General features: G+C 42.9%; 18 protein-coding genes. 14 read left to right on the forward strand and 4 right to left on the reverse strand.

Annotation, left to right across the window (positions count from 1 at the left end; translation table 11 throughout):
• The 10 genes from FILTAD_RS15910 to FILTAD_RS01970 form a co-directional block, all read left to right on the forward strand.
• The coding region (locus FILTAD_RS15910; RefSeq protein WP_203229619.1) for a hypothetical protein at positions 1–308 on the forward strand (308 nt) is incomplete at its 5' end.
• A 53-nt stretch (positions 309–361) separates the two neighbouring features.
• On the forward strand, positions 362–628 hold the full coding sequence (locus tag FILTAD_RS01930) for a sporulation transcriptional regulator SpoIIID (RefSeq protein ID WP_124068812.1): 267 nt from the start codon (positions 362–364) through the stop codon (positions 626–628).
• A 374-nt stretch (positions 629–1,002) separates the two neighbouring features.
• Positions 1,003–1,998 carry a rod shape-determining protein gene (gene mreB / locus FILTAD_RS01935; RefSeq protein ID WP_124068813.1) on the forward strand — a complete coding sequence of 332 codons (996 nt, stop codon included), beginning with the start codon at positions 1,003–1,005 and terminating at the stop codon, positions 1,996–1,998.
• Between the two features lie 36 nt (positions 1,999–2,034).
• Complete coding sequence (locus FILTAD_RS01940) at positions 2,035–2,865, forward strand: flagellar hook-basal body protein (protein ID WP_124068814.1); 831 nt, start codon at positions 2,035–2,037, stop codon at positions 2,863–2,865.
• Between the two features lie 31 nt (positions 2,866–2,896).
• A complete protein-coding gene (locus FILTAD_RS01945) occupies positions 2,897–3,733 on the forward strand; it encodes a flagellar hook-basal body protein (protein ID WP_124068815.1) in 837 nt (278 codons plus the stop codon).
• A gap of 27 nt (positions 3,734–3,760) precedes the next feature.
• Positions 3,761–4,108, forward strand: a complete 348-nt coding sequence (locus tag FILTAD_RS01950) for a DNA-directed RNA polymerase subunit beta (protein WP_124068816.1) — start codon at positions 3,761–3,763, stop codon at positions 4,106–4,108.
• Positions 4,109–4,116: 8 nt separating this feature from the next.
• On the forward strand, positions 4,117–4,452 hold the full coding sequence (locus FILTAD_RS01955) for a hypothetical protein (protein ID WP_124068817.1): 336 nt from the start codon (positions 4,117–4,119) through the stop codon (positions 4,450–4,452).
• Entirely contained in the window at positions 4,446–4,889 is a 444-nt protein-coding gene (gene fabZ, locus FILTAD_RS01960; RefSeq protein ID WP_124068818.1) for a 3-hydroxyacyl-ACP dehydratase FabZ, read from the forward strand. Before FILTAD_RS01955 ends, fabZ begins: the two co-directional genes overlap by 7 nt.
• A 94-nt stretch (positions 4,890–4,983) precedes the next feature.
• On the forward strand, positions 4,984–5,382 hold the full coding sequence (locus FILTAD_RS01965) for a hypothetical protein (protein ID WP_124068819.1): 399 nt from the start codon (positions 4,984–4,986) through the stop codon (positions 5,380–5,382).
• A gap of 144 nt (positions 5,383–5,526) precedes the next feature.
• Positions 5,527–5,922 (forward strand): hypothetical protein, encoded by a 396-nt coding sequence (locus FILTAD_RS01970; protein ID WP_124068820.1) that lies wholly within the window; start codon positions 5,527–5,529, stop codon positions 5,920–5,922.
• An 85-nt stretch (positions 5,923–6,007) separates the two neighbouring features.
• Here FILTAD_RS01970 and FILTAD_RS01975 read toward each other — a convergent pair whose 3' ends face one another.
• A complete protein-coding gene (locus FILTAD_RS01975) occupies positions 6,008–6,448 on the reverse strand; it encodes a YwpF family protein (protein ID WP_124068842.1) in 441 nt (146 codons plus the stop codon).
• A 273-nt stretch (positions 6,449–6,721) separates the two neighbouring features.
• Here FILTAD_RS01975 and FILTAD_RS01980 point away from each other — a divergent pair, with 273 nt between their 5' ends.
• Together FILTAD_RS01980 and FILTAD_RS15740 are read left to right on the forward strand one after the other, a co-directional pair.
• Positions 6,722–7,159 (forward strand): single-stranded DNA-binding protein, encoded by a 438-nt coding sequence (locus FILTAD_RS01980; protein WP_124068821.1) that lies wholly within the window; start codon positions 6,722–6,724, stop codon positions 7,157–7,159.
• Positions 7,160–7,610: 451 nt separating this feature from the next.
• Positions 7,611–7,772 carry a hypothetical protein gene (locus tag FILTAD_RS15740; RefSeq protein ID WP_160117547.1) on the forward strand — a complete coding sequence of 54 codons (162 nt, stop codon included), beginning with the start codon at positions 7,611–7,613 and terminating at the stop codon, positions 7,770–7,772.
• A gap of 102 nt (positions 7,773–7,874) precedes the next feature.
• Here the strand turns inward: FILTAD_RS15740 and FILTAD_RS01985 are convergent, their stop codons facing one another.
• The 3 genes from FILTAD_RS01985 to FILTAD_RS01995 form a co-directional block, all read right to left on the reverse strand.
• Positions 7,875–10,616 (reverse strand): DEAD/DEAH box helicase, encoded by a 2,742-nt coding sequence (locus FILTAD_RS01985; protein WP_124068822.1) that lies wholly within the window; start codon positions 10,614–10,616, stop codon positions 7,875–7,877.
• The gene (locus FILTAD_RS01990) at positions 10,613–12,193 is read right to left on the reverse strand and encodes a hypothetical protein (RefSeq protein WP_124068823.1); all 1,581 of its coding nucleotides are present in this window, start codon (positions 12,191–12,193) and stop codon (positions 10,613–10,615) included. Before FILTAD_RS01990 ends, FILTAD_RS01985 begins: the two co-directional genes overlap by 4 nt.
• A gap of 66 nt (positions 12,194–12,259) precedes the next feature.
• A complete protein-coding gene (locus FILTAD_RS01995; protein WP_124068824.1) occupies positions 12,260–12,709 on the reverse strand; it encodes a helix-turn-helix domain-containing protein in 450 nt (149 codons plus the stop codon).
• Positions 12,710–12,900: 191 nt separating this feature from the next.
• On the opposite strand from FILTAD_RS01995, the gene FILTAD_RS02000 reads away from it, so the two are divergent.
• Positions 12,901–13,251 (forward strand): hypothetical protein, encoded by a 351-nt coding sequence (locus tag FILTAD_RS02000; RefSeq protein ID WP_124068825.1) that lies wholly within the window; start codon positions 12,901–12,903, stop codon positions 13,249–13,251.
• Between the two features lie 104 nt (positions 13,252–13,355).
• Entirely contained in the window at positions 13,356–13,796 is a 441-nt protein-coding gene (locus tag FILTAD_RS02005) for a transcriptional regulator (protein WP_124068826.1), read from the forward strand.
• Positions 13,797–14,120: the final 324 nt, after the last annotated feature.

Consider the following 14,120-nt stretch of genomic DNA (forward strand, 5'->3'; position numbering starts at 1 on the left):
ATAAATCCCCATGGAACGGGGAGGGTGCTCAAATATCGCCGAAAGCGATCAATCAAGAAACCCGCGCGCTCAAATATCGCCGAAAGCGATCAATCAAGAAACCCGCGCGCTCAAATATCGCCGAAAGCGATCAATCAAGAAACCCGCGCGCTCAATCAGCCGCAGAAAGCGATCAATCAAGAAACCCGCGCGCTCAAATGTCGCCGAAAGCGATCAATCAAGAATCCCGCGCGCTCAAATCCCATCGAAAAAGGTCAATCCCTCTCCACATCCCCGCCATACACAAGCCGAACGCGCATATCCGCTAACTCGACCGCATAAGATAAAGGAAGAATAGGAGCTGACAGGAAAGGAAGAGGGCGTGCACGAACAAATACGGAGGCGATGCGTGCGACTCGGGGAAATGTTGCTGGAAACCGGACTTACCGTTCGGGCACTGGCGAAAGCGACAGGCTATTCGAAAAGTACAGTCCACAAAGACCTAACGGAGCGTTTACCCAACGTCGACGTGGACTTGTCGGAAGAGGTCGGCAAAATACTCGCCTATCATAAGTCTGTCAGACATTTACGGGGCGGCGAAGCGACACGGATAAAGTGGATGAACGAAACAAAGAAAGTCGGTAATTGAAAAAAGAAAAGCGACAGCGCCTGTACAGCCCCGAAAAGCGCTGGAAGGCCTTAAGATAAAGGCGCACTTTGCCTTTAACTTAAGGATTGAAGCGACTCGAGGGGCTAGGCGTTGGACCTAAACAACAATCCAGATGGCAAACGTATACTTTCCAATCTCACAAAATAGACGGCATCGCATGAAAGGCGCGGGCTGTCTATTTTTGTGCCATAGAATAAAGTAGCATTTCCCTATAGGAATCCCGCACGTACTACATATCAAAATATAGCTCCAAAGTATGTTCATTGGTGCTAAACTATGGTAAAATTTTTAGTTAGAGAGAAAAGACTAAAAAAGAAAATCCAATGCTGTAGTTGGAAGGGGAAAAGGAAATAATGTTTTCAAAAGATATCGGAATTGACCTTGGTACGGCCAATGTCCTTATACATGTAAAAGGCAGTGGAATCGTACTCAATGAGCCTTCCGTTGTAGCCATCGATAAAAAGACGAACAAAGTGCTTGCCGTTGGGGAAGAAGCACGGCAAATGGTCGGAAGAACCCCTGGCAATATTATTGCAATCAGACCCATGAAAGACGGTGTCATTGCAGACTTTGATGTTACAGAAGCGATGCTAAGCTTTTTTATAAATAAATTAAATGTCAAAGGCTTTTTAACTAAACCACGTATTCTTATCTGTTGTCCTACGAACATTACAAGCGTGGAGCAGAAAGCGATTCGCCAAGCTGCCGAAAAATCGGGCGGCAAAAAGATTTATCTCGAAGAAGAACCAAAAGTTGCAGCAATCGGCGCTGGAATGGATATTTTTCTACCAAGTGGCAACATGGTCGTGGATATTGGCGGCGGTACAACAGATGTTGCCGTCTTATCAATGGGGGACATCGTTACATCGGAGTCCATTAACGTTGCAGGTAACACGTTTGACAACGACATTACACTTTACATTAAAAAACAATATAAATTACTCATTGGAGAACGAACAGCAGAAAATATTAAAATCGATATCGGTTCTGTTTTCTCAGGTGGACAAGATAAAACTATGGATATTAGAGGCCGTGATATGGCGACGGGATTGCCACGTACAATCACCATTACATCCAAAGAAATCGGCGAAGCGTTGAAAGAATCGGTTAAACTAATTGTTCATGCAGCAAAAAACGTTCTTGAAAAGACTCCCCCGGAACTATCAGCCGACATAATCGATCGTGGTGTGTTTCTAACAGGCGGTGGGGCTCTTTTACACGGTATCGATCAGCTGCTTGCTGAAGAATTGAAAGTTCCCGTCTTTATCGCAGATAATCCATTGGATTGTGTTGCAATTGGGACAGGCATCTTATTGGAAAATATCGATAAAGTAATAAGGAAATCCTAACTTTTTTCTGTACCTATTCTACAAGGAGATGACTGCATGTTTAAAGGATTTTATACGGTAGGTTCAGGCATGATCGCCCAACAACGGCGTATGGAAATGCTGACGAATAATATTGCCAACGCCAATACACCGGGATTCAAGGCTGAACAATCATCAATCAGATCTTTTCCAGAAATGTACCTATCAAGTATCGAAACTGCACGAATTCCAACAGAAAATGGCTTTCAGATGAAAGGTTTATCACCAGTAGGCCCCATTTCAACAGGCGTTTACATGCAGGAAACAATACCGCTATTTGCACAAGGTCAATTGAAGGAAACGGAATTAACGACCGATATAGCACTTGTTGACGGATTCTTACCAACTGATGCAGAAACAGGCATACAAGGAGCCCTCTTTTTCAGATTGGAAAGAGAAGATGGCCGTGAGATGTATACTAAAAACGGGAATTTCACGTTGGACGCGGCGGGTTTCCTGACAAACGCAACAGGAAATTACATACTTGATGAAAACGGCCAACGGATTGCACTGCAAAATGATGGCTTTCGCGTGACTGAACAAGGTGTCATCATGGAAGGGGAAACAGCTGTCGCAACACTCGGTGTTTCATTCGCAGCACGACCTGACATGCTTATGAAACAAGGGAATGGTACTTTCGTGACGGAAGACGGTGAAGTTTTACCGGGAACGGATGACGCCACTTATTCCATGAAACAAGGCTTTCTTGAAGGCTCAAACGTCGATGCAGCAAGGTCGATGACAGATATGCTTACCGCGTACCGTGCATTCGAGGCAAACCAAAAAATCCTCCAAGCCTATGACCGAAGTATGGAAAAAACGGTGAATGAAGTTGGACGTGTCAACTGATGACAGGCGAATCCAAAAAGGGGCGGTATACATGATACGCACAATGACGACGGCAACAAATACATTGGCTCAATTGCAAAGTCAAATCGACATCATCGGCAATAACTTGGCAAACGTATCCACCAACGGATTTAAAGCAAATGAAGCGAAATTCCAAGAACTATTATACCAGCAATTCAATAACGATAAAGCGGACACGGCGCAACGCCAATCACCCGCAGGAATCCGTTACGGTTCAGGAGCAGTCCTTGGCCAATCCCAAATGAATTGGAAAGTAGGCACTTTGCAAACGACAGGACGGCAACTCGACTTCGCATTGACATCGCCCAAACAATACTTCAACGTCATCATGCCGGGTGATGAAGGAGAGCAGACCGTCTATACACGGCAAGGGAATTTCTACGTATCGCCAATCGACAATGGACAAGTGATGCTAGTAAACGGTGATGGATATCCAATTGCAAACGCACAAGGACAGCCAATTACATTCGCAGATGACGTTAAAAACTATACAGTTCAACCAGGCGGGAATTTGAAAGTAACGCACGCAAACGGAACTATGGATACAATTAGTCTGGGTGTTACGTTGATGGAACGTCCAAATCTCATGACCCATCTGTCAGGAACGTACATTGGTGTTCCTGCTAATATGGCGGAGCTTGGCGTCACGGAAGCAGACATAATGACTGAAATGCAAGGTGCTGCACGTTCGGTCATCGGATTGGAAAACAATGCGCTCGAAGCATCCAATGTTGACTACCAAAAAGAAATGACAAATCTTATCAATGTGCAACGGTCGTATCAGTTCAACGCGCGTGCAGTCACATTAGCAGACCAAATGCTTGGTCTCATCAATGGCATCCGATAAGTTAGGTCATGTAGGGAGTACACAATTATGACAGATGAAAAACAGAAGGATTTACAATTAAATATAGCCGGAAATACGGAAGTTAAGAACGCCACATCACGATTGGAACAAAGGAAACTGCGCCAAACTCCGGAACAAAAAAAGGTAGAGAAAGATATAGAAGGAAAAAGTGAACTCAAAAAGCAATCATGGGTCCAAATACGATTACTTCCTATTTGGCTTCGAGTAGTTCTCGTTCTTCTATTACTCGCAGCAACGGTGACGCTTGGTTTAACAATCGGTTATGGTACAATTGGCGACGGGAATTCTGCGGACGTGCTTAAAAAAGAAACGTGGACCCATATTATCGATATCATAAGCGGGAAGGAGTCGTAAAGACTCCTTTGCATTTAACTTCGACATCCAAGGGTTCAGGTCGCCCCTACCCAGGCGTTGTCGCTTTTCATGATCCAGCTCCAACGCCTAGTGGCTCGGGTCATAAGCCAGCCCGAACGATGCGGAAAAAGCGCCGCTTCGTCGTTCTGTCTTATGCCTGTCGCCCCTACCCAGGCGTTGTCGCTATTCATGATCCAGCTCCAACGCCTAGTGGCTCGGGTCATAAGCCAGACCGAACGATGCGGAAAAAGCGCCGCTTCGTCGTTCTGTCTTATGCCTGTCGCCCCTACCCAGGCGTTGTCGCTTTTCATTATTATAATTTGTTGGAGGGATGGACATGCTAACAACAGAACAGATACAAGCTATTTTGCCACATCGTTATCCGTTTCTTATGGTCGATCGTATTTTAGAGGTTGAAGAAGGTAAACGTGCGGTAGGCATTAAAAATGTAACTATTAACGAAGATTTTTTCAATGGACATTTTCCAGGTTATCCAGTCATGCCGGGTGTTCTTATTGTCGAGGCGCTTGCCCAAGTAGGTGCAGTTGCGCTGCTGAAGAAAGAGGAGAACAAAGGGCGTCTCGCCTTTTTTGCGGGTATTGACAACTGCCGTTTTAAAAAACAAGTTACGCCAGGAGACACATTGCGTCTAGAAGTCGAAATAACGAGACTTCGTGGAACGATTGGTAAAGGGAAAGCGATTGCAACAGTCGATGGAGAAATTGCATGTGAAACTGAAATTACATTTGCACTTGGCCCTGTTGTAAGTAAAAATGACTAAATTTGCACATGGTTTGGAATTTCGATACAATAGTTAGAACGATGTTATCGCCAATAGGGCAAAGAATACCTAAAGTAGGAGGTTTCAAATCAGCATGTTCAAAGATCTATCTCCAAATATAAAAAGTAGTATAACGAGGTCCATCACGCAAACCTTCGAACAATATATGAGCAATATCGGATGGAGCGAAGAAAAGTTCAGCATCGATGCATATATGGCGGATTGGCGCGAGTACATTACAACGAAAGCACTTTGGTATTCAAAAGTTCCGGATGACTTGAAGTTAGATCCGAAATTCCATGAAGACCTTGCCCAGCGCATAAATGAAGTGATTGCGCGAATCCTTGGCGATCCACCATCCGAAGAACAAATCGTAACCATCCAGCTCATGCAGGAAGCGCTGAATACCCATTATGAGTATGACTGTAAAGCGGAAGCAGTATACGTCGAAACATTGCTAAAAGAACAAATGGATTCTTTTTTTAAAAATTGATGTGCAAAAAAAACGAATAACGATTTATACATTTTTAACTTTTAAATAGTAACGGATAATTCCCTTCTTTCTGTGCAACCTACGAAGTATCATACCAATCTAACCTGTATGATAAACGGCTTGTGGAGAGGAGGGAATCTTTTCATGTTAAAAAAAGTGATACCAATCATTTTCATATCAGGGCTGGTTCTAACAGCATGTGGGAACGACGATGCAGTCCCGGACAACAACGAAACACCGATGGAAAACATGGACGATCGTGAAAAGGACTGGACACCGGATGCAGATAACAAGCGTGGCGGTGCAGACCTTGATGGAATCGAAGAGGGCCAAGACAACAACGGCACAGAAGAAGGCATCATCAATGATAACAACGGCGTAAATAATGGAGTTATCAACGATGACAGCGATACCATGAATGGCGGTACCACGAACAACGGAACAGATGATGGGATCATTGATGAAAACACAACCACTCCAAACGAAAGTGGCAATGATACCGATATGGACCAAAAAGACAAGAATGGAAACAATCGCTAACCGCAAGCCGCGAAGAAAAGCCGCCCCAATAATGGAGGCGGCTTTTCTATGGATTCAAACTAAATAAATCAACGTCCAAACAGCGTTATTCAGCCTGATCGATATCTTTTTTCAAACGAGGACGTGATCGCATATCCGATTCAAAACGTTTTAACAACTGATCACCTTCTAATCCTTCGCCGATCAATTCCTCAAGTAACTGTTCCGCATATTGCGAACGTGCACGTTTCAAACGCCCCTTCATTAACACGGAAACATTATCACCCATTTGCTTCACGGCATCAATAGCCACGCGGAATCCAGCCGGTTCATTTTCAGGATAAGAAATCACAACCTTCGTCTCAAGCAGTTCACCATCCTCCATCCATCGCTCAAACCGTTCTTGATATTTTTTATCAATGAACATCTCTAAAATCCACATACGGTGGCTATTTTCCTGATTAATAATAATGCCATCTGTAAGAGGAAAGTTTTCCAATTGGTCTTCATGTAATACCTGGATGGATATCATTTTAAAACTTTTCAGTGCAACCACCTCAACCTTTTTCCTTTAAGTATAGCATAGGTCTACCAATTCCTCAGAAAGATCCAAACATGCCAAAGCTGAGTTATCTGTCAACAGGATAAATTCTCCAAACACTTGCCCCGTCTGACAAAATCCCTAATTACATAAAATAGTTGGTGTCGAAAAGTAGGTTTTAGGCCCGTAAAATGACTGAAAACCGGGATTTGGCACTTTGCACGATTTACACCCTATCAAGTACGATGAACACAATCAACCAGTAAAGGAGGAAAGCCATTGAATCAGGTTGCACTTGTTGGGCGAATAACGAAAGATCCGATCTTGCGAAGAATCTCGGAAGGCAGGATGCAAACCAGCATTATTCTCGCTGTAAACAGGAACTTTAAAAACCAGAATGGAGAAGTGGATACCGATTTCGTACTTTGTACAATGTGGGGAAAGACAGCGGAAAATACAGCGAAACATTGCGGTAAAGGGTCGCTGATTGGTGTGGGAGGAAGAATCCAGTCTAGAACTTATGAACGGGAAGACAAAAGCCGTGTCTATGTGACAGAGGTGATTGGCGAGGATATCCGTTTCATCTCTACAAAAGAAAGAAAAAATACCAATCTATACGGTGAACCTGCAGTAACTGAGCAACAACAGGAAGAAAGTAACGCGAAGCAACATTTCAACTTACCCGAACGAGAAAAAGAAGGGTTACCAATCTTTTAACCGGGATCTACCGTACATAATGCCCGGACAAATCCAAGCAGTAAAAAAGGGGGAGAGGGCACCGGAAAACAGGCCGGAGCGATGACAAAACTGAAAATGACTATTAACGAAGATCATCTCTGGGAGAGAATATGAGGAAACAAGCCAATGATCAGTAGCGGGTGGGGATCCGCGAAAGTCTAGTACACGTAAATATTCATAAAAACAATTTAACTAGTTAAGTTGAACAAATGATTCTATTTAATCTCCGGAGAAGGCATATTCAAGCGCCGAGCGGTGTTAGAAGGATTCTTTAAGTCAACATAACTCGTTAAACATACAAAGGGAAATGCCGGTGGGGACCGGTAAACTTACGCCATTGCATTATAGTATAAAATGGCCTGGAAATGGAGACCACTTCCGCTTCCAGGTTATCTAACTCCATAATCTATTCGAAAGGAAGTGAGGATACATGACCGCCCTTGAAAAAGATGTCATTCGAATGGAATTGCAAGTAGGACAGCTAATACGGATTGTGGCAAATCTCAACGACCGGCTCAATCAAATGGAAGAAATAGAGGAGAGAATAAACAGAATGGAAATTAAGAAAAAACGGCTGGCAAAACAACTATGAAAAAAGGAATTCAGGATAACAACAAAAAAGGTCCCCCAATCACTAGAGTTCAAAAGAAACTGTAATGAGTAGGGACCTGATCTTCATTTACTTCATTCATTGTTAGTTGTTAAATGATAAAAGATCATCCAACTCAGTATCCGATAGTTCGGTCAACCACTGACTTGATTGGATAAGATCAGCCGACAACGCCGCTTTTTCAACGAGCATCTTATCAATCTTTTCTTCAATCGTCCCAATCGTCACGAACTTATGGACGTGGACAAACTTTGTCTGGCCGATCCGATATGCGCGGTCAGTAGCCTGGTTTTCAACGGCAGGGTTCCACCAACGATCCGCGTGCAAGACATGATTTGCACCTGTTAAGTTCAAACCGGTACCACCGGCTTTTAGAGAGAGGATGAAAATAGGGAACTCCTTCTCCTGGAACGCTTCGACGAGGCGGTCACGTTGTCCTTTAGGCATGCTGCCGGTAAGGAATGGGACGTCTATGCCATGAAGCTCCGACAAACAGTGTCGAATCAGTTGCCCCATGCCAATATATTGTGTGAATATGATACATTGCTCCTGGTTGCCAGCAATTTCTGCCGCCATCGTCACAATCCGTTTTAATTTACTGGAACGAGTGAGCATCTCTGCCGCTGGAGTATGCGGCTCTTTCAGGAACAATGCAGGGTGATTACATAATTGTTTCAATCGGCTTAACATCTTCAAGATAAGCCCTTTCTTTTCAAAACCATTCAACGTTTGCAACTTGAACTTGGTTTCATCCAAGAAACTTTCGTAGAGGGCGGCTTGCTCAGTCGTTAACGGACAATATTCATTTTGCTCAAGCTTTTTAGGCAAATTCAACTGTAAATCAGGATCACTTTTTGTTCTTCGTAACAAGAATGGACGGATTTTGGCCCGAAGTTTCCGTTTATCCGCTTCAGAATCATCCCGCTCAATCGGAATGATGAAGTCATCCGTGAAATTACGGAAATTACCGAAATAGCCTTTATGGATAAAGTCGAAAATTGCCCATAGCTCCGACAACCGATTCTCAATAGGTGTACCCGTCAAAGCGATATGATGCTTACCGCGAAGTTTACGAATAACGCGAGATTGCTTCGTCTGCATGTTTTTGATGTTTTGTGCTTCATCAAGTGTAATACTTGCAAATTCAGTTTCTGCAAGCATTTCCCCATCTTGTGATGCAGTACCATACGTTGTCAATACAACGTCAGGTTTCAACTGATCGATAAGCGTTATGAACTGCTCGTCTTTTGCACGCGTAGGTCCGTAATGTGTATGAATGGACAACGTTGGCGCAAAACGTTCAATTTCTTTCTGCCAGTTACCTAGAACGCTTGTCGGACAGACAATAAGCGAAGGACTTTCTGTATCGCTTCTTGAATGGATGTTAAGTAAATACGAAATAAGCTGTACCGTTTTACCAAGCCCCATATCATCGGCAAGGCATGCACCGAACTGATTGTCGCGCATAAAAACAAGCCAATTGTAGCCATCTTCTTGATAAGGGCGGAGCTCAGTTTTCAAATCTTTCGAAACGCCGGCGGGAGGAAGGCCTTTCTTATCGGAAAGCATTTCCATGTACCCACGTAGCGATTGTTGCATACTGAATTGGAACAATGGGTCATCCATTTCTTCGTCTTCTTCAAGCGGAATGATTTCTTCCGGAACATCTTGAAAGAGAAGATCTTTTACAGTCCATTCACCCGCATCAGCCTGGTCCATTAAATCACGGATTTTACGCAGCCAAAGTGGATCGATATGAAACCATTCATCACCTGAACGGATGTATTCACGATTTTCATCAACAAGTTTACGGAATGTCTCCTGATCGATATTTTTACCCGCAAGAGAAAAGTTCCAGTCAAAAGATAGCACTTCATCAAGACCTGTTGCAGATTTATAGGATTGCACACCCGCATTCGTCCTTACCCTTATTTTGGATTCAGTTACTGACTTTAACCAAGCAGGTAGGATAACGGGGTAACCGAATGATTGGAATAACGGCAAATCATCTTTGATGAAATTACGTACTTCCGGATCCGACATTGGAACGGAAAGGAAACTTTCACCAACCTCAACATCTATTGAGCTAAGAAATGAAGCCATTTCAGATTGCTTCATGACAACTTCAGCCGCATATGGCTTCCATTTTGCAGGAAGAGCATCAATAGCACTTGCGTTCAATTTCCGGACAGCAGGTGTCCAATGTGCACCTCTTTCTCCAAAGATGACCGTTTCAAGTAACCACTCATTATCCGAGTCAAGTTCAGGCTCTGTAAGTCGGAAAGCTACACGAATAGGCATCGCCGAAACGGTTTCACCCGGCCAACCATACTTTCGTAAATGAGGAAGAAGCGCAGAAATCTGGTCAGGATGAATGGCTGATTCGGCTATTTTTCCACGTACCGCTAAGCTAATCAGCATAGCAGCTTCTTCAGAAATACCGGCTTTTTCTGCATTGATCAGGATGCTTGTACCATCCATTTCTGCAAAGTTCCACAAATCAGCATCCGTCCACGCTTCAGCCGCCTCACGGACGGAAAGCAGTTGCTGATTGTCATCATTCGTTAGCCCTTCGAAGGCTACATACGGATGGACAGCAGAAAACGATTGAAGAAGCTGATCTGCACGCAAATGAACTTCAGTACCATCTATTTCAGTAAGTAAACCGAACAATGCACGTTCATTGTTGAAAAAAAGGAAGGATATGAGTAAATTCGGTTCCACCGGATATCCCCGGTCATCTTCAGCCATAACGGAGAAGCTCCCATTTTCCATCAGTTTGAACGACAATCGGAAAACGCGGTCCATCGTAAATGTTTCATTCATAAATTCAGATTCCCTTTCTCCATCTCTTCCATCAATGCACGCAGTCGGCGATTTTTTTCGCGCACTGTATCGATATAGCGATTCCAGAAGTCGATTTTCCCGCTTTTCTTGGAGCCGGTCTTCATCTTCTTGAATAGTTTCACGGCTCGACGATAACTTTGCCTATTCTTTTCGGATATGAACGACATGGCATACATATGAAGCAGGGGTAGAACAGCGGCAGGATCTTCCGAAAGCGCTAGCTTCAAACCACCTTCTTCTGCTCGATCGTAAGACACGCCATACCGATGCATTAGCGCAGCCCACTCAGAGAAGCGTTCTCGTTCGACAAGGAAATCAGCGAAAACTTCGACACCCGAATTCCCATAATGGGAAAACAAGCCTTCCCGTGCTTCTTCAGGAAAATCAGCGGCCTCGAATAAGCCATCAATTTTGCGCACAAAGTGAGGCCGATCGGCAAGGGGGACTGCATTGTTAACATAGTCACCAATATAAGGAAGTAACGCTTGCATAATAATAGCGAGTGATTCGGTATCGTCGTCAAGCTCCGCAAGTTCTGCTAATGGTAACCAAATGGACACCGTCTCAGCAGACACATGGTCAACAAGTACAGCCAGCTCGTCCCGTTCTCCTTGAATGAGATGGAAAAAAGCAATGAAAATAATTGCTTCTTCAGAGGAGTCATCTTTAAGAATGGCAAGTTCACCATTTCGAACAGCTATATTCGGATAAAGGTTTTGCCAAAATAGTCGATAGACGCGGAAACGTTCGTTGAATAATCCAGTCTTTCCTAATGCAAATGTCCGTACTAAATCTTTCAATCGTTCATGGAAAGCATCGGCTTCAAATAATTTCGGCTTTATACCGACGGAATTCAACCCATCATGAAGTTTTCCAAGTTGTTCGGTCAGCCAGTTTTTCACATACCATTTTCCATAGAAAAAGGCAGATGTATCCTCACCGAGATGATCGTAAACATAAGCCCAAGCAGCGTCGAGCACATGCAGTCTATAATAAAGTTCAAAAAGAGGCTTCCATTCCCATTCATAAGGGGAAAGCGAAACTGCTTTTTGGTCTATCAAAGAAGTTTCATGGATGAAAACACCAGGATTCTCAGCCAAATCAATCTTGCGCAGTGGATGCGTAAGACGCGACAACACGTCAATCCACGCATCAGGCGTCCTATCGGCAATAGTAAGCGCCAGTTGTTGGGTTTCTGTACTTCTCCATTCATGAAGCCAATCCGTCAACGAGCTGAACTGTGAATAGAGATGGAACACAGCGGCGGCACGATGTGAGCACCAACCGTCACGCCCGCAAGTGCAATCTGCAGCAGACTTTGGGAAAAACAAACGGACTTGTTGTGGATGGACATCCATTATCGTTGCAAGGACAGTTTCATCTATATCAGCATTCGTATACGAGCCGACTGCATTGTTCCTGACAAATGTTACAGCTTTACGGATTTCCTGCGCCTCACCCGGCACGCCCGGACGGCATGAATCCATAATGGCATCCATAAAGTCAGCAATTTCACTTTCATACAAGTAAGAAACACGTTCTACAGTCATTTGCATCGGACCACTCCTTCAAAAAAGCATTCCTTCTATTATAACGCTTAATGTCGGCGTCCGTAAACGATGTTATTCCTTTTCTTGTTTTTCAGTGAAATTCTGGAACAATGTTAAGATGGATTTAATGGAATTAAGGAAATTACGGCGATCTTTTTCAGTCAACGTGTTGACAAACACAACCAATTCTCGAAGTTCAGCATTCTCTTCAAACAACTGCCTATGCTGGTCAACAAAGTGATCCATGTATCTCGCTCTTGCTTCCTGTGTTTTAAACGGTTGACCCACCTTAGGATTCCCGACAGACTTTAATGGCGTACCAATGATCATTGCAAGAAAATAATCGTCTGGAATATTAAATGTCTTTTTAATGGATAGTAGAAACTCAGATGTAATATCACGTTCGTTACGTTCATAATTCGAAAGAGCAGCCGGTGTAATATTTAAAGCGCGTGCAGCTTCAAATTGTCGTATTTTCAAATGCTCTTCTCTAAACTCTTTAAATTGTGTACCAAAAATCATAGCTATATCGCTCCTACTTTTTCACAACCGTATAAAAGAAATAGGGAAATGAACAAGAAACCAACAAAATGTTTATTTTTATTTACAATTCGTTGGTTTTGTCAAAGTAATTGAATCATTTTGTAAGAATTATAGATATAATGTCACTAGTTTAAATTGATACTTTACTATTATGGATGGGGGCTATGCATTTGGAGAATTTTGTGTTCTATGTACCTGATTTAAAAAAACGCCTTAATTCCAATTACATAAATCAAAGACAGACGTTTTCGGAAACATTAAATTCAACAAACGAGATAATTTACGTGCCCGAAGAGAATAGGTTGTATCTCATATCAGTTGAATTTGAACAGGTGCAGTTTCAACTCGTTTTACTTGATTTTCTACAAAACAATGTTTTGTTCATAAAAAAGAAAGGTAGCCCAGGTGATATGAATGAAGAGATATACAAATTACTATCTTCGTTTAAAATTGATTTCTTACCGAAACAGATGTCTTTCATAATGGAACGTTCAGCAAAACTGGATGTAGACGAAATATAATGAAAAAAAGAGCAAAGTATTACTGATTTTCATGCACACAATGCCTCCAATTGTGATAGAATAAGAATAATAGTATGAATTTTCAGTATCTAGGAGGGTGAACGATGTTATCAGTGCAACGGATGACACCATTTTTCACAAGTCAAGAAGATTTCCGACTACGCCTAGTGTTTGCTTATCAGTATCTATCTATCTTAAAAGAAGGAGAAGTATACCAATTTGTTCCGACAGAAGGAAAAGAAATTGTCATCAACATGAAAAGCTTACAAGTGGAAAATCTCGGAGAGGTATTTGTTTTTCAACGCGGCAGTCGTTTTATTCGCCTGCCACTCTATCAATTACTACTCATCTCAGATCTTCACACGCACCTAACATTCATAATTGAAGGAAAGGTGAAAATGGAAATAGACATCCCTGAGGTAGTGCTGCTGGAAGCGATTGAAATTATCAACCGGTTGGAAGCGGAAAACAGATTACGAATGATTGACTATGCTCTCGACAACAAAAATCAACTCATGTTCAATGAATTGACGGAAGGACTGTAGCAAAATTGATAATAAGTCAGTAAAAACACCTGTCGTTTAATCCAACGATAGGTGTTTTTTCGTTTATTCATTTATCGGCGCCCAATAAACCGGTAGAACCGCTCAATAACCAGGAGAAGTGATCAATCCAAGTGTTGAACCGCTCAATAACCAGGAGAAGCGATTAATCCATGTGCTGGAGCGCTCAATAACCAGTAGAAGCGATCAATCCAAGTGTTGAAGCGCTCAATAACCGGGAGAAGCGATCAATCCATGTGTTGAAGCGCTCAATAACCGGGAGAAGCGATCAATCCATGTGTTGGAGCGCTCAATAACCAATAGAAG

Source organism: Filibacter tadaridae, assembly GCF_900609045.1.
Lineage (GTDB): Bacteria > Bacillota > Bacilli > Bacillales_A > Planococcaceae > Sporosarcina > Sporosarcina tadaridae.